This is a genomic window from Xenorhabdus anantnagensis (genome assembly GCF_028598555.1).
In the GTDB taxonomy this organism is placed as follows: Bacteria; Pseudomonadota; Gammaproteobacteria; order Enterobacterales; family Enterobacteriaceae; genus Xenorhabdus; species Xenorhabdus anantnagensis.
In genome coordinates this window covers 115,304-137,524 of the sequence record NZ_JAQRFN010000004.1, presented here as the reverse complement: position 1 = coordinate 137,524, position 22,221 = coordinate 115,304, and the positions used below count along the sequence as shown (strand labels likewise).

Below are 22,221 nucleotides of genomic sequence, written 5' to 3'. Positions count from 1 at the left end.
AATTTACTTGTTAGAGACTTAATTTCTATAATGGGGGGATGTGGTTTAAGTTGAGAACAAAAAGCTGCACATCACCTGATGTACAGCTTTCTCAAAAAATAGAACGACTATTGATAACATTTAATCAACATGGAGGTGGAGGTGGATGGAAGCCAATTGCCAGATCTCCCACGACCCGAAATTGAACACTGTCCGATGACTTTAAACCACATATTTTCTCTTCATAAGAAGCTTTGATCGTACTGTATCCAACTGATGGAATTACTGAAATTACTGACCAATTTCCCTGTTGATCAACCTTGATTTTTTGTGAAAAACTTTGCTTCGGCCATTCCACTAAAACTTCAGCTCCAGGCTCTCCTATACCTGTTATTTTCCACTTATCATGATCATATTTATAGTGATAACAATAAGCTTTATTATCCTGAGGGAAAGTAATTTTCAGGTTATTATGAGTAACATTATGAACAACATAAATATCTTGATTAGTGGCAGAACCTACAGGGTTACTATTTGGTGTAAGCGCCTGTGTTGCGGTTAAATGATATAACCCTAACTCGATATCATCCATGCGGCAACTCCACTTGCCATCTATCTCTGACACCTGTACAGGCCCACAAGATCTAATATTCTGATTGCCTCGTTTCACTCTCAGAGAAACATACATACCTTTTGTTGCAGTCCCTGTAATTAACGCAGAAAAAGTTTCATTATTCTCCATAATGGGGGTATATACTGCTGGTTTTTTCGTTTCTTCGTTCAAATCTGATACTGAACAAGTCGCCTCAGCCGTACCATCAATGGTAATATCCGACATCCCATATATTACTTCATAGTTCCGCGTCACTGGCTTACCTGAAGGTACACCATCCACCCATTGCTGCCCTAAAAGCTTATGCGATCCGAGAATGGCTTTATAATCATATGGACAAACCCAATCTTGATTTTCATTGACCAATACATCACATTTTATTGTACCATCAATAGTTACGCGTGCCCCAACCTGCCCTTTACCGCTGATCAAATAAGAATATTTGTCAATTTGCTCCCCTTCTGTTGGGTTTAGTATACGCATTTGCAAATTATCCCCATAACGTACTTTGAAGCTTCTGTTAATCCGAGAGCCAGCATCATCTACCACCGCCACATCATAATCTCCCGGTACAGAGCTGTAAGGCCCGCATGTCCACGTGTAATCTTCTTTATTGAGCTTAGCGACACAATCGTCATGACCGCCAAATCCTTGCACTGTGACCGTCTTGGCATTACTCGGCATCATACCGCTGAACATATAGGAAGGTGTTTTTATCACCTCATCTTCCTTGGGTGTTTCCACGGTCAACGTAGTCTCACCGGGAGCGGGTTCTATCTTAAATGTGATTTTCGCTGTGGATTGACTCACCTTGTCCAAAAAGGCCGTCGCCACCAGCTTTTGCTCCCCTTTGACTGCGGTATCCAAGCCATAGACCCACTCCCAATGGCCTTGTTCATTGATGGTGGCACCATCCTGACAAATCTGTGACAAAGCTTTCTGAGCCAGACAAACCGTTGTACCCGGCTCACCCGTTCCTTTCGGCAAGATATTTTCAAGATGCCGATATACCCCGCCATTATGCGGTTGTGTAATAACGACTGGTTTGACCGTTTTTGTCTGGATCTCAAAAGAAATGACGGCTTTTGAATCTAATGCGTTATCAATAAACTGATCGGCTGAAACGCTATATTTCCCCTCTTCAGGTTGATAAGACCCACAAGACCATTTACCCGATGAATCAACGGTAGTATTACAATCTTCAGCACCACCAAAACCTTCGATATAGACCTGAGCATTTTGTTCTCCAGTACCTGAAATCGTAAAAGGCAATGTTGTTATTTTCGTGCCATGCACAGGGGTTGTAATTTGTATTTTGGTTTTCGTGACTTCGTACTTACGTGTAACTTGTGAGGTTCTTTCATAAGTATCGCCTAATTGCCCTAACTGGGCTGAGCCTGTTTTTTTATACTGGGCGGCATAAAGGAAGAATTTCCCTTCGCTAGCCGCTTTCAGGACAGGGTTATTAGGACATGACCATTTTCCTCCTTTATCCACTGTTGTGGTGCAAATGATCCCCCCACTTGAAATTGGTAAGGTCATTTTTTCTGGTGGTAAGAGATATTCAGAACCTGTAACAAAAACCAGTTGACCAGGGCTTCCCTGACCTTTAACAGAAACTCCATCCTCTAATCTATATTGTGCATCCGGTTTAGGCTCAGTAATACGCATCGGAACAGTAAAAGTCCATTTAATCGGATCACCCACGTTCACTCCATTTTGAGTTTCCTGTAACTCCATCGTATAGGTATCGCCACCTAAAATATCTTCAGGATGAATCATAAACTCCCAAAAGAAACCGAAAGCCCCGCTGAATAAGGAGGCAATGCCTTCAACTGCTCCAAAAATTGCTCCAAATATACTACTTATAAAACCACCAAATCCGCCGCCTCCGCCTCCAGAACCACTAAGTGTGCCAGAAAAAGTGATGGGGTTATCCGGATCAACAGTTGAATTATTCTTAGGGTTCTTTACTTCAAATTTTTTCTTTTCTGGCTCATCATCATTTTCATCTTTAACAGTAATATGTATAACGTCTGTAGCGACTATTTTTCCTTCTTTAATTAATTCAGCAGTTAATTCATAAGTACCTGCTGGAAAAGTTATCGGTTTTTTACAGCCCCAGTTACCATTATCACTGACGACAGCCCTCGAACAAATTATCGTGTCTTGTGTTATGTTTTGATTATTATCCACCAACTCTGCCGATGAAGAATCAATCTTACGTCTTTTAACATCGACTTCATCTCCTGGCTCATTAGAACTTCCTGATAAAAAGCTTGGAGCACCTACAATTTCAGTTTCTCCCTCAGAGATACTTTTAATTTCAACACTAGGCTTTTTTATATGAAAATAACTTTTATTAAATGACAATTCTCCTAAATTTCTTTTAATATTCTCCAATCCTAATGGATGATATTTATCTGCCAATTCAATATAATACAGCCCATCTTTCAATGAGGAAGGAAGGGAAACATTCCAATTTGGGAAGTTAGGCTTACCAAAATAAGTTCCATGCCCTATTGATATTTCAGAAAAGTTTTTACCATTTTCTAATGGAATTTTTAAATAAATATCATTATCCTTTTCTCTATAACATTGAACTTGACCTGAAGATAAAGGTAAATCGTCATTTTTCTTCATGCATATTGAATATTCTGAAGGTAAAAACAAATCATTATTAGGTAAAGTATAATAATTATCATCACCGCCATAACCAAAGAACTTTTGATCTTTAAGTGAAGAAAATTCAATTTCTTTTGGATTGGTTTCTTCATACCTGTTATTTTTATAAAATGCAGGAGAAAAATAAGAATCAAAAAAATTACTTTGACTCCACAATATTGAAGAAAACGGATCAACGTTTTCAATTTTCTGCATTATTCCCATAACAGGATACTTTAGCTGAGAATTAGGATCATCTCCTCTTGAATTCATTAGCCTAAATTTGTCTTTATTATCATTAGCATTTCTACAATCTAAAAAACTTTGGCTAAAAATACAAATCAACTTGGCTGCTTGATCGTAGCTAACGTTAAAATCCAGCATTTTTCTATATGTGCTATTTATATCTTTTTCAGCTTTTACTTTTGTATTTTTGTTAGGTTTAAAGACTATATTAACTTGATCAAGTAAATTTATATTATCTGTCTTTTGGCTTGCTATTATTTTATATTCAACCTCATTATTACCATATTCAATACCATCAATAAATTCATTTTTTATAGTACATGACCAAAATCCATAATCAGTTGTTTCGATTTTATTTTTATTATTTAAGTTTTCACAAGCATCAACTTGAGTATAATTATTCTCACTTGTATTAGTTTTCAATATAAGTGTAACACTTGAGCCAGGATCAGCGTACCCACGAATCATAAAATTTTTAGTAAATACTGTTGTTTTATCTGCTGGATAAACAATACCAAATTCTTTAGATATAGCAGGTATTTTTGCTTGAACAGTATCTTCTCTCCATGGTTTATCTCGTGCATTTACCTCTTTCGCTGTAATAGTTACTTCATGGTCTTTTTCTTCACTAAGATTTTCAGTAAATAAATCATTATGTGGAATCTTGCACTGCCATTCTCCTTGAAAATTAACTTTTTTCTCACATGCAACTGATTTTTCTTTACCTTCATTAATAGAATAAGAAAGCTGAATTTCACTGGATGGCTTTCCCCAACCCTTGACAAGAATATTATCACTTCGTTTCGTTAAGTTTTCCTGCCAATCCGGAGTGCTAATCCAAATCTGATTCATATTTTCAGCAAACCATTGGCCGGGAAAAAATTTCTTGTTAAAACCAATATCATCATATTTCCCAGTGATATCTGAAACCACAAAAAAAGGATAATAATGCTTATCATTTGTTGTCTCATTCACTTTAAACGCTTCAAATCCTAAAGAAGATACACCAATAATTGTATCCCTCCATATTATTGGCCCACCAGAATCTCCCGCTTGTATAATTCCTGATTTCAACCCTTTCTTTTCATTTGCTTTTATTATCAATCCTTGTCCTCGAAAACCGTCATAAGCCGGATTAATTATTTTTACATCAGCTCGGTGCTGAACTCCATCACTTCTTATTGGTTGCCCTGTTGTTTTATCGATTCCCAGAAAGCCATAACCATAAATACTCGATTGATAATAATCTTCATCTAACGCTTCATAAGCAGCATCATAATTAAAGAAGCGACGAACACGTCCAAATCCTTCATTTTTTACTTCTTTCTCCAGCTTTATAAGTGCAAAATCATGATAATGACCGTAGACATTATTTTTATATTTTATAAAATCGCTGGCTAATGCAGTGCCAATCGTTTCTTTTCCGAAGTCCATCACATAATATTTTTTTGCGGTGCTCTCTTCACAATGCCCAGCAGTTAAAACATAGTTTGGCGCGATTAGTGAACCACTACAGAGAAAATTCTTTTGGCTATTTTCATTTTCATAATAAATACTCACAACCCAAGGTTTGCATTTGTTATCCCCAATATCACTACAACTCTCCTCGCCTCCAGCAATAGTCTCTAAAGGTGGATTTTTTAATGCGGAATCGGCAAATGATTGACTGAAATAAAATAAAATAAATAATATAAAAACAGCTCTAAAAACAATCATAACACCCCCCCTTTAACATGGACGATAGTTACTATTGATTAATGCAACTCATTCCGGAATCACCACCTGTACATTTTATTTTCTTTTTATCTCTCGCTGCATAATTTTCGCTTTCGTTGTATTCCTGAAAAGTAAAAAAATATACTCCTCTCTTTGCATAATGTTTATTTTTTGCTTTCCAGTCACCGTTCTCATCTGTGATGTTCCTTTCAAGAAAACCAAACTCATCAGATAATATTTCGACTTCAGGACTAAAATCTTCATCCTCAATATATGGCATTGATGTTCCATAAAATTCAGTAAACACATTATCTTTTTTAGCTTTTACAGAAAAAAGCTTAGAACTCAGTATTGTCACTTCAGCACTACTGCTTTCAATAGGAACCTCTGCTGTTTCAGTATTACTAACAGTAATTTTCATAAAGCCCAAAGGTACATTTTGAGCTATGGTATGCCATTTATTGTAACCAACACCAGTAATAGATAAACTACTTGAATAATTTCGAGAGATTAACTCATTAATATTACCATCAATAAGGGTTTCATTAGCAGCTTTACCCTCAATTAAGATATTTTGTACATCATCAATTGTTGAGGAAACTACTTCATAATTTTTAGGCTTAGTTATCTCAATTGGACATAATGGCACCATATAAGAAACTTCTTTTCGTCCCGATAAATTAGTAAAGTGAGACTGGCGATTAGCCTGTAGATCTAATTTACTGGATACAGAGGCTTTATAAAAAACAAAGCAAACAGCTTCTAAGTTATCTAATCTCCACTCACCAGTTTCAATATTAACTTCTGGTGTGTATTCTTTCGTAGGAGAATAAACTGAATTATCTTCATTATACCCTGTTATATGTACTTTAATGCTTTTAGCATCAGGAATATTATCACTATAAACCAAACCCGATAAGCTATATTCACCAGCAGAAATCACCTGACCATCTTGCATTGAAGTAATAACTTCTTCACATATTGGTCCATTAATAATCACATCAGTATTTTTTATATCTTTAATACTAATTATTCTGTATATACCACAATTTATCCAGACTTTCGCACTCCACTGATCTTCTGATCCGTCTTCAATCTCAACTTTATATACTTTATTATCAAAACTAGTTACCAACAAAGGTAGTGATTTATCTTTCATCAACCCTTTTCCCATTACCTCAATATAATTATGTGGAGCACTATATTGTGTATTGGGAGAAGTAATTTTTGGTATTTCCCAGTTATTATCATCTGCAATAGTTATAACAACATTGCGAGGTGGTGTACTAACGCCATATTCTATATTTAAACAATCTACGCCATCACAGGTAGCAGTGACTTTAAGTTTGCAACTACTAGTATCAACTCGAGTATACCATTCACTCATATTTCCAGTAACTATTGGAAAAGGAATAAAATTAACATAAAACTGTATATCACATGATTGATATTTTTCGCCATCCATATACGTTTCAGCCGTCCAATTGATATACTTATCCAGTTCAAAGCAAAATGGTACACCAAAAGTATTCTTATCTTCAATTTCTTGGTCTATTCTTTCACCAGCTATTAGATTAATATCACCACTCCCTGTTTTATACATACAATCCTCCTTAGTACGTTTAATATTCAGCATGTCATATTTACTATTGTTTATGAAAGTTAAATTATAATTTCTAGATAAATCACTCTTCTTGTTATTTGGTTCTTTTTCACTAATTTTGTTATCTAATATCATTTCGCCTTTGGCCATTTCTATTGCATTTGCATTATGATAAAAAGTTAATACAATAAAAAATAACATGGCACATAATTTTGTTTTACTTATTTTCACAGTACTACCCCCTTACTTAAAAGGAAATTTCTTTATACGATATAATCGAGATTATTAATTACACTAATACTATGAAATTAAATTTTTAATTGGATTATTCTTATAAATACAAACAATATTAATTAAATTGCATGAAAAAATATAGGAAAGTAATAAAAGTACATGCCAGAAAAACCAAAATAAAAGAGAGTCTTAGTATCTTATCTACATTCTCAGGTAACTTCACTACTATAAACATCAAAAAAACCGTTGACAAGTTAAATTCGTTCCAGTTTACTAGTACGCGGGTTGATTGAAAGATTCTCTATAAAAATCATTGGACAAATGAGGCACTCTAAAATGATCGTATTTATGCAAATCAGTCGTTGGTGGCACAACTTCCCATTCAGGGCGGTTGGCTCACGCACATAAGTATAGATACGTAAGTGCCGAAACCCGCCAAAAAGGCGGGTTTTTTTATAACTATTTTTTTATTGATATCCCATAACGTAATTTTTTTGTGGATGAAGTTAGCAACGAGGGATGAAAATGATTGGTAAAGAATTTAATATCTCTATAAATCAAATGGATACTCTCTATCAGACAGATCCGACTCTGCTTTTTCATCAACTTTGCAGTAATCGTCCAGCGACGTTATTGCTAGAGTCTGCTGAAATTAAGAGCAAAAATAATATCAAAAGCATTTTGATCATTGACAGCGCTATGCGCATTACAGCCAACGAGCGTCAGGTTACTTTTGAAGCTCTCACCAAAAATGGTCAAAACCTGCTTCCCATACTCGCTGATTTACTTACAGAAAAAGCCCAATTGAATGTGGAGTCACAGGTTATACGAGCACAATTTCCTGTTACTGAACACAATCTGGATGAGGACAGCCGGTTAAAATCCGATTCAGTTTTTGATGCACTGCGTGCTCTGACAGACTTGGCAGCCTTTTCAGAATCACCCGATGCCATTTTCGTTGGCGGACTGTTTGCATATGATTTAGTCGCTGGATTTGAACCATTACCCACAGTAAAAAAACACCAACACTGCCCTGATTTCTGTTTTTATCTCGCAGAAACGCTATTGGTGATCGACCATCGGTATGGGCATTCACGTCTGCAAACTTCATTGTTTGGCGAATCCAATTCAGAAAAAAAACGCCTTCAAGAACGTTTAACAACATTAGCTTCTGCCATTTCAAAACCACTTCCACCACTTCCGCCTACCACATTGCCCAACGTCACTATTAACTGCAATCAAAGTGATGAACAATACGCGAATATCGTGCGGAAATTACAGCAATCTGTCCGTCAAGGTGATGTTTTTCAGGTGGTTCCATCACGTCGTTTTACTTTACCGTGCCCTTCTACGCTAAACGCTTACCATGCATTAAAAAAACAAAATCCAAGCCCCTATATGTTTTTCATGCAAGATCAGGATTTTTGCCTGTTTGGTGCTTCACCAGAAAGCGCTCTTAAATATGATGCCAGCAACCGCCAGATCGAAATTTATCCAATAGCCGGAACCCGGCCACGCGGACGTGATGACAACAGTGAACTGGATGCGGATCTCGATAGCCGAATTGAGCTGGAAATGCGTACTGATGCGAAAGAAATGTCTGAGCATGTGATGCTGGTTGATCTAGCCCGTAACGATTTAGCACGCATTTGTGAACCGGGCAGTCGCTATATTGCCGACTTAACCAAAGTCGATCGCTACTCATTTGTCATGCACCTCGTTTCCCGTGTTGTCGGTACACTCCGCCATGATTTGGATATCTTCCATGCCTATCAAGCCTGCATGAATATGGGGACGTTGACAGGAGCACCTAAAGTTCGTGCCATGCAACTCATCGCAGAACATGAAGGTGAGCGGCGTGGTAGCTATGGCGGGGCTGTCGGCTATTTCACTGGCAAAGGAGACTTTGATACCTGCATCGTGATTCGCTCTGCCTATGTGGAAAATGGGAAAGCTACCGTTCAAGTGGGAGCCGGTGTGGTATTGGATTCCATTCCCCAGTCAGAAGTGGATGAAACTCACAGTAAAGCCAGAGCCGTTATTCGCGCAATTACGCAAGCTCATCATGTGGAGGTATTATTCTAATGGCTAATATTCTCCTACTCGATAATGTTGATTCCTTTACATATAACCTCGTGGATCAACTGCGTACTCATGGTCATCATGTCATTATTTACCGTAATACGGTCTCAACAGACATAATTATTACCAAACTCAATGAGATGGAATCACCTCTTCTGATGTTATCTCCCGGTCCGGGGAAACCATCAGAGGCAGGCTGTATGCCTGAATTGCTCAAACATATGATAGGCCAGATTCCTATTATCGGGATTTGTCTTGGGCATCAGGCAATTATTGAAGCCTATGGGGGAAAAGTTTCCGCAGCCCAGAAAATACTGCACGGCAAGGCAACACCAGCTACACACGATGGGAAAAGTATGTTTTCCGGTCTGCCAAATCCTTTGCCCGTCGCCCGTTACCACTCCCTTACGGCTGTGGATGTTCCGACAACTCTCCTAGTCTCTGCCTCATATGGCGATATGGTCATGGCTGTACGTCATGATGAGCACAAGGTTTGTGGATTCCAATTCCACCCCGAATCCATTTTGACCACACGGGGTGCCAAACTGCTCGAACAAACTCTGGCGTGGGCACTGAATTAAAAATCTTGAGTTAAAGGTATCGAACTACAGACATGAACTTGAAGGAATGGGAAAATGCAGTTGATTTTTGACAAATTATTTAGTGCCCAAACACTGACACAGCAAGAAAGCCAGCAGTTATTCACTGCCATTATTCATGGTGAGTTGAGCGATGCGCAACTGGCGGCTGTATTGATTAGCCTGAAACTGCGTGGCGAACAGCCACAAGAAATTGCAGGCGCAGCCCAAGCGTTCTTGGCAAATGCAGCTCCCTTTCCTCGTCCTGATTATATGTTTTGTGATATCGTCGGCACAGGTGGAGATGGCACAAATAGCATCAATATTTCAACAGCCAGCGCCTTTATTGCTGCTGCCTGTGGTCTCAAAGTAGCAAAACATGGAAACCGCAGTATTTCCAGTCGGTCTGGCTCATCTGATTTATTGGCCGCATTCGGTATTGCATTAGATGCCCGTGCCGAAGAGTCACGCAGTGCTTTGGATGATATTGGGGTCTGTTTCTTGTTCGCTCCTCAATATCACACTGGATTTCGTCATGCAGTGCAAGTTCGCCAACAGTTAAAAACTCGAACATTATTTAATGTTCTTGGCCCACTGATTAATCCAGCTCGACCTCCCGTGTCACTCATTGGGGTCTACAGCCCTGAATTAGTTGAACCCATAGCACGCACTTTACAAACCTTAGGTTATCAGCGTGCCGCCGTTGTACACAGCGGAGGAATGGATGAAGTTGCTTTACATGCACCAACTCATGTTGCAGAACTCAATCACGGAAAAATTAGCCAATATCAGTTAACAGCTGTCGATTTTGGTTTGCCGAGCCATCCAATATCTTCACTGAAAGGCGGAACACCTGAAGAAAATCGCGACATGTTGGCAATGTTATTACAAGGTCGTGGCAACAAAGCCCATGCCGATGCCGTAGCGGCAAATGTGGCGCTTTTGATGAAAATTCATGGGCAAGAAAATCTGCGGGAAAATACTCAATTGGCACTCAATACTATCTACAGCGGTCAGGCTTATGAAAAAGTAACAGCATTGGCAGCAAGGACTAAATCATGAAAACCAGCGTATTACAGAAAATTGTTGATGATAAGGCGGAATATCTGATTACTCGTAAGGCAGAACAACCGCTGGAGAATTTTATTGATGCGATTGTACCGAGTCACCGTCGGTTTTATCAGGCATTAACCCATAAACAAACAGTTTTTATTTTGGAATGCAAAAAAGCGTCTCCTTCAAAAGGGTTAATTCGTGAAAATTTCGATCCTGTTCGCATTGCTAAAACTTATCAGCCTTATGCTGCCGCAATCTCTGTCTTGACCGATGAAAAATATTTTCAAGGCAGTTATGATTTTCTCGCAATGGTCAGTTCAGCCGTGCATCAACCTGTTTTGTGCAAAGATTTTATTATTGATGCCTATCAAGTTTACCTCGCTCGTTATTATCAAGCCGACGCTATTTTACTTATGCTCTCCGTTCTTGATGATGCCACGTATCGCGAATTGTCATCACTGGCACACAGTCTTGGCATGGGGGTATTGACCGAAGTCAGTAATGAAGATGAACGGCAACGGGCCGTGATATTGGGAGCAAAAGTTATCGGTATCAATAATCGTGATCTACGTGATCTGTCCATTGATTTAGAACGTACGCGCAAACTGGCTGTGGGTTTACCCGAAGACACCATTGTCATCAGCGAATCCGGCATCCACCAACATCAACAAGTGCGGGAATTAAGCCAATTTGCCAATGGTTTTCTGGTTGGTAGTTCTTTAATGGCGCAACAGAATTTAGAGCTCGCTTTACGTCGCCTGATCTTAGGTAACAACAAAGTTTGCGGTCTGACTCGTCCACAAGATGCCAAAGCTGCGTTACAGATGGGAGCAGTCTACGGCGGTTTAATTTTTGCCGAGAAATCACCGCGCAGAATCAGTCTGCAAAAAGCCCAACAGATTATCAATGAAGCTTCTTTGCAATATGTGGGCGTATTTCAAAATCAACCCATTGATTTTGTCAGTAGCATAGCCCAAACACTTTCACTTACTGCCGTTCAACTTCATGGACATGAAGATGAAAACTACATCAACACTCTGCGCTCAGTGCTACCTGAGCATTGTGAGATTTGGAAAGCCATTGATATGTCTAAAGCCGCGGAGTTTTCCGAAATGCCCAATGTTGATCACTTATTGCTAGATAATGGTTCAGGAGGAACAGGAAAACCGTTTGACTGGCAGTTAATCAACTCTCAGTTTCAATATAACAGTTTTCTGGCTGGTGGCCTGAATACCGAAAACTGCCAGCAGGCAGCAACATTTGGCTGTTATGGATTGGATTTTAACTCAGGAGTCGAAGTTGCTCCGGGTATCAAAAGTAGTCAAAAAATCAAGCAGATATTTCAACAATTACGCTGCTATCACTAATTTTTCAGACAAAAAATGGATGAGTAGAATAATGAGTAAATTGAATCCTTATTTTGGCGATTTTGGTGGACAGTTTGTTCCTCAAATTTTAATCCCTGCACTTAATCAGTTAGAAGAAGCCTTTATTGATGCACAAAGAGATCCTGAATTTCAGCATGCTTTTCAAGATCTCTTGAAAAACTATGCAGGTCGGCCCACCGCTTTAACTCTGTGCCAAAACCTGACTAAAGGAACAAAAACACGTTTGTATCTGAAACGCGAAGATTTGCTCCACGGTGGTGCTCACAAAACCAATCAGGTTTTAGGGCAAGCCTTGTTGGCAAAACGAATGGGAAAGAATGAAATCATCGCTGAAACAGGTGCGGGTCAACACGGCGTCGCAACCGCTCTGGCTTGCGCCCTGCTGGGGTTAAAATGCCGTATTTATATGGGAGCAAAAGATATTGAGCGTCAATCACCCAATGTCTTTCGTATGCGTTTGATGGGGGCTGAAGTGATCCCTGTCCACAGTGGCTCAGCAACATTGAAAGATGCCTGTAACGAAGCGATGCGTGACTGGTCTGGTTGTTATGAAAAAGCCCATTATTTATTGGGAACCGCTGCTGGCCCTCATCCCTATCCGACAATGGTGCGAGAATTCCAGCGTATGATTGGCGAAGAAGCCAAAGCTCAAATTCTGGAAAAAGAAGGCCGCCTACCCGATGCAATAATTGCCTGTATTGGTGGTGGCTCAAATGCCATTGGCCTGTTCGCTGAATTTATTCCAGAAAATGATGTTCGTCTGATCGGTGTTGAACCTGCGGGGCACGGTATTGAAACTGGAGAGCATGGTGCTCCATTGAAACACGGAAAATTAGGAATTTATTTTGGCATGAAATCGCCAATTATGCAGACAGAAGATGGACAAATTGAAGAATCTTATTCTATTTCGGCTGGGTTGGATTTTCCTTCCGTTGGTCCCCAGCATGCCTATTTAAATAGCATCGGTAGAGCCGATTACGTTTCAATCACCGATGATGAAGCTCTGGAAGCCTTTCAGGCTCTTTCACGCAATGAAGGCATTATTCCTGCATTGGAATCATCTCATGCATTGGCCTATGCCTTGAAAATGATCCATCAGGCTCCAGACAAAGAACAATTATTAATTGTCAATTTATCTGGCCGTGGCGACAAAGACATCTTTACCGTTCACGATATTTTGAAATCCAGGGGGGAAATCTGATGGAACGTTACGAACAACTTTTTAAGCAACTGCAAAACCAAAATCAAGGAGCTTTTGTTCCTTTTGTCACCCTCGGTGATCCTAATCCCGAACTGTCATTGGAAATTATTGATACATTAATTTCAGGTGGTGCTGATGCGCTTGAATTAGGCATTCCATTCTCAGATCCCCTTGCCGACGGCCCAACCATCCAAAATGCCAATCTACGTGCACTATCAGCCAAGGTCACTCCCACATTGTGTTTTGAACTGCTGGCTAAAATCCGGGCTAAACACCCTGACACGCCGATTGGTTTGTTAGTTTATGCTAATCTTGTCTTTCATAATGGGATTGATGAGTTTTACCGGCGTTGTAAGGATGCGGGTGTTGACTCCGTACTTGTTGCTGATGTACCGTTATCCGAGTCATCTCCTTTCCGTTCGTCAGCCACGAAGCACGGTATCGCGCCAATCTTTATTTGTCCACCTAATGCAGATGACGATTTATTGCGTGCAATCGCTTCATTTGGGCGAGGATATACTTACTTGCTGTCGAGGGCGGGAGTGACGGGTAGTGAAAATCGCGCGATACAACCACTTAACCATATTGTTAATAAACTCAAAGAATATCACGCAGCTCCTACCCTACAAGGTTTTGGTATTTCAGAACCAGAGCAGGTCATAACCGCTCTCAACAGTGGTACAGCGGGAGCAATTTCAGGTTCTGCCATCGTCAAAATCATTGAAGATAATTTGCATCAACCTAAAATCATGCTGGAAAAATTAATGTTTTTTGTTCGTACCATGAAAGACGCTACACAATTATGATCTTACTATTTATGTTATGATCCCATTTGTGAATTCTCTTTAGTTTCACTATTCCCCTATAAGATTTTTATGGGGGAATGCATAAATTTTTTCCACTGAGTTTGCCGCTTCTCTGATTTGCTTCTCTGATTTTCAACAATACTGACAGCTAAAGTTAAAAATAAAGAACGATATGTTACAAAAGGTCATTTTCCTCTCTTACTAATTTCTTTTGATAATAATGGAGTTCATCATGAAACAATTAAAAACAATCTCTGCATTTTTTATTGCAATCTTCATGGCAATGGCAATATCTGCATGCGCCCCAACTGCAACAACAGAAAGCACAGGAAACTACATTGATGATACGGTGATCACCACCAAAATAAAATCAGCACTACTTTCAGACAAAGTGTTGAAATCGACAGAAATCAATGTCGAAACTTTTAAAGGCCGTGTACAACTAAGCGGATTTGTCCGTTCTCCTGAAGATATCAATCGCGCAATTCAGATAGCAAAAGAAGTAAAAGGAGTTAATACAGTAATTAATTCAATCAAACTCCGCTAACGATCTATTAACATGATTTATTATAGAAAGGTTTTTTATAGAATGGCTTATTGCGCTACAGCCTGAAAAATAACGGGTATATACAAAAATGGGGCAACTACGCCCCATTGATTCTCTCTTATGCCAAACACATTCGTAACCTACTTACTTTTTCACTATTATTTTCTTCAACATTACTTTCTTCAACATTATTTCTTTAAAATATTCAAACAGTTAGAAACTATAACCAACACCAAACATAAAGACCCACGGGTCAAGACGGGTTTTATATTTTTTATCTATATCACCTACTTTGAATTTCACATCAGTTTCAATATTCATCCACCAAAGAGAAGTGTTCAGCACCCAGTTTTTGTCCAGTTTATAATCCAGACCAACCTGACCCGCTACACCCCAAGAATCTTTCAAATCCAGACTATTTAAATCAGCAGACTTTACCGTTGCATTATTATTAAATTTTTCGCTAAAAAATGTCGTGTAGTTAATACCAATCCCAACATAAGGACGTAATTTATTTTCTGTGTTACCAAAATAATATTGTGCCATTAGAGTTGGTGGCAAATGTTTAACCTCAGCTATTTCACCTGCTGCTGGTAAACTGACTTTATGTTGAAATGGTGTCGCTGCCAATAATTCAACACCAATATTATCGGTGATCATATAGCCAAAAGTTAAACCTAATTGAGTATTATTATTGACATCAAAAGATCCCAACCCTAATACATTATCAGAACCAGCATGTGGCCTTACCGTTGCTGTACCTGTACGGAACAGGAAGTCACCCGCTTCATGGGCAAAAGTCACTGACGGGGCTAACGTAGCCGCAGCCAATACAAGCGCAGAAATCTTTTTCATTATCCATCCCATTTTTGTGGTTTTAAAACAGTCAGAAATATACCCGTTTGTTTACTGTTGCGATCCAAGATAGATCACATCTTTTAAAGATTTTTGGCAAAGTAAGGTATTTACCATTTTATTATTTCATTTGCGGAATATTTTAAATTGATCCAAATCAAGATTCTCTTAGAATAAATTTTATTATCATCCATGTTTTATGTCTTAATATCAATTTTTGAGTTATTAACAATAAATAACAATAGCGATTTTATATTAAAGACATTTATCCAATATTTTAATTCGCCATAAGTTTATTAACACATAATTAATAAATTTATCATTTCCATAAAATCCATGATAAGAGTGAGGACAAAAAAAGAACATTCATTCTTCCGCCAACCTCGAGTTACAGAGTGGAGACAAAGGGGCAAATCTTAGGTATCCAATAATCCCTCGAACAAGGTACAATTAGCTACTATTGTTGTTTTATTTGATTGTTGTTTTATTTGATAGGAGCCACTTTCATGCCCATTACGGCAAATACCCTGTATCGTGACAGCATCAACTTTTTAAAGAATCAACTGTTGAGTATTGTCATTCTCTCTGCCTTTGCCGCGTTGGTGACAACATTGCTGGGGCATTTACTCATGCCGAATGGTGAGCAACTCAAGTTATTGGCAGAAATACAAAATATCGTCAGAGAGTCCGGCAATTCAGGTATCCAACATTTTGTGGCGCAATTAACGCCAGATGAACAACTCATGTTAATACGCACAATGTTCGGGATTTTATTTACCAGCGTATTTGGCAATACTTTACTTACTGCCAGTGTGTTGATACTCATCAATGCCATCTCTAACCGTCAGAAAACCAATGCCATTCATGCCAGCCTATTATCAATAACACTGCTGCCTAAAATGTTTTTGCTAATGTTGATCTGCAATCTGTTGGTTCAAATTGGCTACGCTTTGATGCTCCTGCCAGGAATACTATTTTCTATTGCTTTCGCACTTGCTCCTATCTTCTTATTTGAAAAAGGTAAAAATGTTTTTTCTGCCATGCAAAATAGTTGGAGGTTAGCATTTGATAATCTACGTCTGTTGATCCCTGCTGTGCTGTTATGGCTTACCACCAAGCTGATACTGGTTCTTGTGCTGGCTAAAATGCCCAGTATTTTATTGTCAGTGCTAGATAATTTATTAGCATCTCTGCTACTGGTTTACCTGTTCCGTTTATATATGCTGGTCAAACCACAAAATAAAACCACAAATAGCATGCAATAAACACCAAATAGTTCACCTCGCTCCAATACTGCGAGGTGAACTATAATCGAGACCAACTATCATAAATTGAGCCACAATTATTTTTCTTGTTTTTCCTTGGCTTGCCACTTACTTTGAATCAACCGAATGGCAAAATAGAGATCAGGCACGACTATTAAATCTTCATCACTGCGACTCAATTTGTTTTGTTTAATCCAGCGATTCAGTTCTGTTCTGCGCCCCGCTAAAACCAATGTCACCCCTTTCTCTTTTAATTCTGTGATTAATTCATCCAGAACAGCAAAAACACTAACATCATCGTAGGTAAAACTGACCGTCGCATCGACTACCAACCATACGGGGCTATTCGCAGCACTATTCACATGCTGTAATACCCGCTTTTTGAAATATCCGACGTTGAAATAAGTAAGAGGTGAGTTAAAACGATACATCATAATGCCATCCACAGGTTTGATATCACTATGTTGATGGATGGAACGAACCATGCCTTGCTCATTTACGCCCAGCAACTGATCCGAAGGTCGAAAAACTATCAGTAAAAATTGAAATAGTCCCAACAAAACAGCAAAACCGACACCACCGATCACACCTACCAACAAGACAGCAATCAATGTGAAAATTGACAGTGTAAAAGCCTGACGATTACGTTTTCGATAAGACCAAATACTCTTGAAACTCAATAACGACCACGAGGAAAAGATTAAGACAATACCCAGTGATGACAGAGGGATATATGCCAGAAACTCCGTCATAAACAGCAATACCAGCAAGATAGTACAAGCAGCAATCACAGACACCATTTGCGTTTTACCACCTAATGCATCGTTGACAGCAGTACGACTACCGGCAGCACTGACAGCAAAACCTTGTGATAATGATGCAGCGATATTGGCAATCCCCAGTGCCCTGAGTTCTAAATCTGCATCAACTTGATAGCCATTTTTACTGGCAAAACTACGAGCGGTCATCATAAAGCTGACGAAGCTAATCACTGCTAAGTTAATGGAAGGAACAACCAAGTCACGGATTTCGCTAAGTTTAAATTCAGGCATTGGTACAACAGGCAAACCGCTGCCCATATTACCGACAATCTGGATCTCGTATTTACTGAGTTCAAATTGCCAGCTGATATAAGTCAATACGATCATTGCTACCAATGGTGCAGGCCAGCTTGAGCGAAGGAAACGCACACTGAGTAACACCAATAGCGTCATTACTGACATTCCCACCGTCGGCCAGTGAGATTTTAATAATGCATGAGGAAACGCAATCAATCGTTCGATCAATTCCTCAGGCAAGCCATACAGTCCAAAAACTTTAGCAAGTTGATCAGCAATAATAGTAATCGCAACACCGTTGATAAAGCCTTTTAAAATGGGACGAGATAGAAAATCAGCAAAAGCACCCAGTCGGAAATGACTGGCCAAAATGCACCAAAATCCTGTCATTAACGTCATAATTATAGCGAGCTGCCAACGGACATGCTCATTTCCATTCGCTAATGGTATAACAGTTGCAGCAATAACTGCGCAAGTTGCTGCATCAGGCCCTACAATTAACTGCCGGGAAGTACCAAACAAAGCATAAGCGAACATGGGTAAAATACAGGCATATAAGCCAATAATGGCACTAATCCCCATTAATTCAGCATAAGCAATTGCAACAGGTAGTGCGACCGCAGCTACGGAAAGGCCCGCTCGCATATCATAACTAAAATAGTCTCTACGATAATGACAGATTCTTTTTAAGCCCGGCATCCAGCGATTCAATCTTTCCCACAACATGGCCTTTACGTCCCTTCGTGAAAATGGAGCTGATTATAATGCGTTGTTAAATGGAAACTCACAAGTTTCTCGCCCACGCACAGTTTTTTGCTCATTGTGATAAAATTACACAAAACAGATGAAAAATGTTTTTTACCTGATAAATAAACCATTTCATTGAGATCTGATACACTCTGGCACAAATTCAAAAACATGCCATTATTGACTTCACAATGGATTCAACTTATGAAACAACTCTTAGACTTTTTCCCACTGGTCGTTTTTTTCATCGTCTACAAAATGTATGACATTTTTTATGCATCTGGTGCCTTGATTGCCGCAACAGGATTAACCCTTGTCATCAGTTACCTCATTTATCGTAAAGTTGAAAAATTCTCCTTAATTACATTTGCTATGGTTGCTGTCTTTGGCACATTAACGCTAGCCTTCCACAGTGATCTATTCATTAAATGGAAAGTAACTGTAATTTACGGCATTTTTGCTCTGACTCTGTTTATCAGCCAGTGGATTATGAAAAAGCCACTGATTCAACGCATGTTAGGCAAAGAATTAAAATTACCTGATTTTGTCTGGAACAAACTGAACATAGCTTGGGCTGTCTTTTTTCTTGCCTGCGCACTCGCGAATATTTATGTCGCTTTCTGGCTACCTCAAAATGTTTGGGTAAACTTTAAAGTGTTCGGGTTAACGGCATTGACACTGGTCTTTACAGTATTGAGTGTGGTATATATCTACCGTCATCTGCCTCGCGAACAAAAATAATGTAATGACCCTCATATGGATACCTGCCGATGCAGAGGCAGGTATTGTTATATTCACCAAATAAAGCAAGTTTTCTAATGACACAACAACAATGCTTACCAAACGGAGAACTGGTTCTCCGTACACTGGCCATGCCTGCTGATACTAATGCCAATGGGGATATTTTCGGTGGCTGGCTGATGTCTCAAATGGATATTGGCGGCGCAATTCTGGCAAAAGAGATTGCACTGGGACGCGTAGTAACTGTTAGCGTAAATGGCATCAGTTTTCTGAAACCAGTTGCGGTAGGTGACGTCGTATGCTGTTATGCCCGTTGCCTCAAAACGGGAAATTCATCTATCACCATCCATATTGAGGTTTGGGTGAAAAAAGTGGCTTCCGAGCCAGTTGGTCAGCGTTATCGTGCAACAGAGGCTGTTTTCACATATGTTGCTGTTAATGAAAATAATAATTCCCGATCTTTGCCTGAAGATAAAAGACACTTCAAATTGGAAAGCAGTGATTCCGAATAATGACTCATTAAGAAAGTAACTAATTTGTAAATTGAATAATTGTTAATAATCAGCTGGTAATTAAAAACATCATTCTCTTGGCATTCATAAGACATGCACAACAACGCCGGTAAAAACCGGCGTTGTTAATGTGATAGGCAATTTTAAAACATTTCATTTATCCCTATATCCGCCTCTTTCAAGCAGTTGCTTGTGTTAACTACCTATATGTGAAATTAAGAGGGATATAGCAATAAACGTAATCAATTTGTAGTAACATTATTCACTTTTGCCAATTCTTCATTGCGTAGCTCTTTACGAAGAATTTTACCCACATTGGATTTTGGTAACTCATCGCGAAATTCAATGAGTTTCGGCACTTTATATCCTGTCAGGTAACGACGGCAATGTGTCTTAAGTTCATCCTCTGTCAGGCTGGGATCTTTACGAACCACAAATACTTTGACCGTCTCTCCTGAGTTTTCACTCGGAACGCCCACGGCTGCCGACTCTAACACTTTAGGATGGGAAGAAACAATATCTTCTACTTCATTTGGATAGACATTAAATCCGGAAACAAGAATCATGTCTTTTTTCCGATCAACAATATGGAAAAAACCTTTTTCATCTATGTTGGCAATGTCCCCAGTTGCTAACCAGCCGTCTTTCAGCACTTCGTCCGTTGCATCATGGCGGTTCCAGTAACCTTTCATTACCTGTGGCCCACGTACCCACATTTCACCTGCTTCGCCCAGTGAAACTTCATTATCATCACTTCCTACCAGCTTAATTTCTGTTGAAGCAACGGGGAAGCCAATACTGCCACTGTAATAAGACAAGTTATGTGGATTAGCTGCAACCAGAGGAGAACATTCTGTCAGCCCATAACCTTCCAGTAAATGGCAACCCGTCAGGTTTTGCCATTTTTCGGCCACCACTCTTTGCACAGCCATGCCGCCGCCAACAGATAAACGTAATGAGGAGAAGTCCAGTTTCAGGAATTCTGGATTATTCAGCCAGGCATTGAATAATGTGTTAACACCCGATAACGCAGTAAAGCGATAACGAGATAGTTCCTTGACCGTGCCGCTTACATCGCGAGGATTGGTAATCAACAGATTTTGACCGCCCAACTCAATGAAGAACAAGCAGTTTATTGTCAAAGCAAAGATATGGTACAACGGCAATGCAGTTACCACTAACTCTTGCCCATGCCTCAACAACGGAGAATAACTGGCTTTGGCCTGTTCGAGGTTTGCCAGCATATTACGGTGAGTCAGCATTGCACCTTTGGCTACGCCTGTAGTTCCGCCCGTATATTGCAGGAAAGCCAGATCCTCGCCTTTCACATCCGGTTTAACATATTGCATACGATAGCCTTTTTGCATCGCACTACGGAACGAAATGGCATCCGGTAAGTGATACTTAGGCACGAGCCGTTTGACGTATTTAACGACAAAATCAACAAGAGTTCCTTTGGGGCGGGAAAGTTGGTCACCCATGCGGGTTAAAATAACGTGCTTGACCTGCGTGTTGAAGACAATCTTTTCTAAGGTATGTGCGAAGTTAGAAACGATAACAATAGCAGATGTCTCACTGTCATTAAGCTGATGTTCCAATTCACGTGGGGTATAGAGTGGGTTAACATTTACAACAATCATGCCTGCACGCAGAATGCCAAATAATGCCACGGGGTATTGCAGTAAATTTGGCATCATTAATGCCACGCGATCCCCTTTTTTCAACCCCAATCCATTCTGTAAATAGGCAGCAAACGCGCGGCTACGCTCTTCCAATTTACGGAAAGTCATTACCTCGCCCATATTGATAAATGCGACTTGATCGGCATAACCCGCCACAGCATTTTCAAACATTTCAATCAACGACGAATAACGATCGGGATCGATCTCTACCGGAACATCTGCCGGATAATGTTTTAGCCAGACTTTTTCCAAGTTGAATACTCCTGAAATCTAATTGCGATGTAATCACTGACCATAAAACAAACTAGATCTGTATATTTAACAAATTATTAACTCAGCGTACCAGTTTGAAAAGAAACAATGTTCAGGTTGGCGATACACATCACTAATTTAATACAATCAATTACTGCAAAAAATAAGGCGGCTTTTGCCGCCTGAATGTTTTTTGTTATTTATCAATAAATTAGTCAAATTATTAACACTTGGATTTATAATCCATTGATTATACACTGATTTGCTAATTTTTGACTTAAAGTCTTCCATTATTCCTAATGGTTATAAACAGAATACTCCAATAAAAGATAATTATTGAGAATAGAATTTATAATAGGGTTTAGCTTATAAGATAGACTTATAAAAGATAGGGGT

General features: G+C 39.3%; 15 protein-coding genes and 1 other annotated feature. Of the genes, 10 read left to right on the top strand and 5 right to left on the bottom strand.

Going from position 1 to position 22,221, the window contains the following annotated elements; genetic code table 11:
• Nucleotides 1–124 precede the first annotated feature (124 nt).
• Nucleotides 125–5,218, bottom strand: coding sequence for a trypsin-like serine protease (locus PSI14_RS04920; protein WP_273574726.1), 5,094 nt, complete (start codon nt 5,216–5,218; stop codon nt 125–127).
• A 31-nt stretch (nt 5,219–5,249) separates the two neighbouring features.
• On the bottom strand, nt 5,250–7,052 hold the full coding sequence (locus PSI14_RS04915; RefSeq protein ID WP_273574725.1) for a hypothetical protein: 1,803 nt from the start codon (nt 7,050–7,052) through the stop codon (nt 5,250–5,252).
• Between the two features lie 360 nt (nt 7,053–7,412).
• Nucleotides 7,413–7,512 (top strand) — a sequence feature (Trp leader region).
• A gap of 68 nt (nt 7,513–7,580) precedes the next feature.
• On the opposite strand from PSI14_RS04915, the gene PSI14_RS04910 reads away from it, so the two are divergent.
• The 7 genes from PSI14_RS04910 to PSI14_RS04880 all read left to right on the top strand — a co-directional run bounded on the left by PSI14_RS04910 (nt 7,581) and on the right by PSI14_RS04880 (nt 14,713).
• Complete coding sequence (locus tag PSI14_RS04910) at nt 7,581–9,140, top strand: anthranilate synthase component 1 (RefSeq protein ID WP_273574723.1); 1,560 nt, start codon at nt 7,581–7,583, stop codon at nt 9,138–9,140.
• Nucleotides 9,140–9,718: a glutamine amidotransferase-related protein gene (locus tag PSI14_RS04905; RefSeq protein ID WP_273574721.1), complete on the top strand. Its 579-nt coding sequence runs from the start codon at nt 9,140–9,142 to the stop codon at nt 9,716–9,718. Before PSI14_RS04910 ends, PSI14_RS04905 begins: the two co-directional genes overlap by 1 nt.
• A 54-nt stretch (nt 9,719–9,772) precedes the next feature.
• Nucleotides 9,773–10,777, top strand: a complete 1,005-nt coding sequence (gene trpD, locus PSI14_RS04900) for an anthranilate phosphoribosyltransferase (protein WP_273574719.1) — start codon at nt 9,773–9,775, stop codon at nt 10,775–10,777.
• The gene (gene trpCF / locus PSI14_RS04895; protein WP_273574718.1) at nt 10,774–12,138 is read left to right on the top strand and encodes a bifunctional indole-3-glycerol-phosphate synthase TrpC/phosphoribosylanthranilate isomerase TrpF; all 1,365 of its coding nucleotides are present in this window, start codon (nt 10,774–10,776) and stop codon (nt 12,136–12,138) included. The genes trpD and trpCF overlap by 4 nt, the downstream gene beginning before the upstream one ends.
• A 31-nt stretch (nt 12,139–12,169) precedes the next feature.
• Nucleotides 12,170–13,360: a tryptophan synthase subunit beta gene (gene trpB, locus PSI14_RS04890; protein WP_273574717.1), complete on the top strand. Its 1,191-nt coding sequence runs from the start codon at nt 12,170–12,172 to the stop codon at nt 13,358–13,360.
• On the top strand, nt 13,360–14,166 hold the full coding sequence (gene trpA, locus PSI14_RS04885) for a tryptophan synthase subunit alpha (protein WP_273574716.1): 807 nt from the start codon (nt 13,360–13,362) through the stop codon (nt 14,164–14,166). Before trpB ends, trpA begins: the two co-directional genes overlap by 1 nt.
• Nucleotides 14,167–14,398: 232 nt before the next feature.
• Nucleotides 14,399–14,713, top strand: coding sequence for a BON domain-containing protein (locus PSI14_RS04880; RefSeq protein ID WP_273574715.1), 315 nt, complete (start codon nt 14,399–14,401; stop codon nt 14,711–14,713).
• A gap of 213 nt (nt 14,714–14,926) precedes the next feature.
• Here PSI14_RS04880 and ompW read toward each other — a convergent pair whose 3' ends face one another.
• Entirely contained in the window at nt 14,927–15,568 is a 642-nt protein-coding gene (gene ompW / locus PSI14_RS04875; RefSeq protein WP_273574713.1) for an outer membrane protein OmpW, read from the bottom strand.
• Between the two features lie 506 nt (nt 15,569–16,074).
• Here ompW and PSI14_RS04870 point away from each other — a divergent pair.
• The gene (locus tag PSI14_RS04870; RefSeq protein ID WP_273574711.1) at nt 16,075–16,833 is read left to right on the top strand and encodes a YciC family protein; all 759 of its coding nucleotides are present in this window, start codon (nt 16,075–16,077) and stop codon (nt 16,831–16,833) included.
• Nucleotides 16,834–16,910: 77 nt separating this feature from the next.
• On the opposite strand, the gene PSI14_RS04865 is transcribed toward PSI14_RS04870, so the two are convergent.
• Nucleotides 16,911–18,617, bottom strand: coding sequence for a SulP family inorganic anion transporter (locus PSI14_RS04865; RefSeq protein WP_273574709.1), 1,707 nt, complete (start codon nt 18,615–18,617; stop codon nt 16,911–16,913).
• 225 nt (nt 18,618–18,842) lie between these two features.
• Here PSI14_RS04865 and PSI14_RS04860 point away from each other — a divergent pair, with 225 nt between their 5' ends.
• Both PSI14_RS04860 and yciA read left to right on the top strand, forming a co-directional pair.
• Entirely contained in the window at nt 18,843–19,379 is a 537-nt protein-coding gene (locus PSI14_RS04860; protein WP_273574708.1) for a septation protein A, read from the top strand.
• Nucleotides 19,380–19,456: 77 nt separating this feature from the next.
• Nucleotides 19,457–19,891 (top strand): acyl-CoA thioester hydrolase YciA, encoded by a 435-nt coding sequence (yciA, locus tag PSI14_RS04855; protein ID WP_273574707.1) that lies wholly within the window; start codon nt 19,457–19,459, stop codon nt 19,889–19,891.
• Nucleotides 19,892–20,133: 242 nt separating this feature from the next.
• On the opposite strand, the gene fadD is transcribed toward yciA, so the two are convergent.
• Nucleotides 20,134–21,825: a long-chain-fatty-acid--CoA ligase FadD gene (gene fadD, locus PSI14_RS04850; protein WP_273574706.1), complete on the bottom strand. Its 1,692-nt coding sequence runs from the start codon at nt 21,823–21,825 to the stop codon at nt 20,134–20,136.
• Nucleotides 21,826–22,221 lie beyond the last annotated feature (396 nt).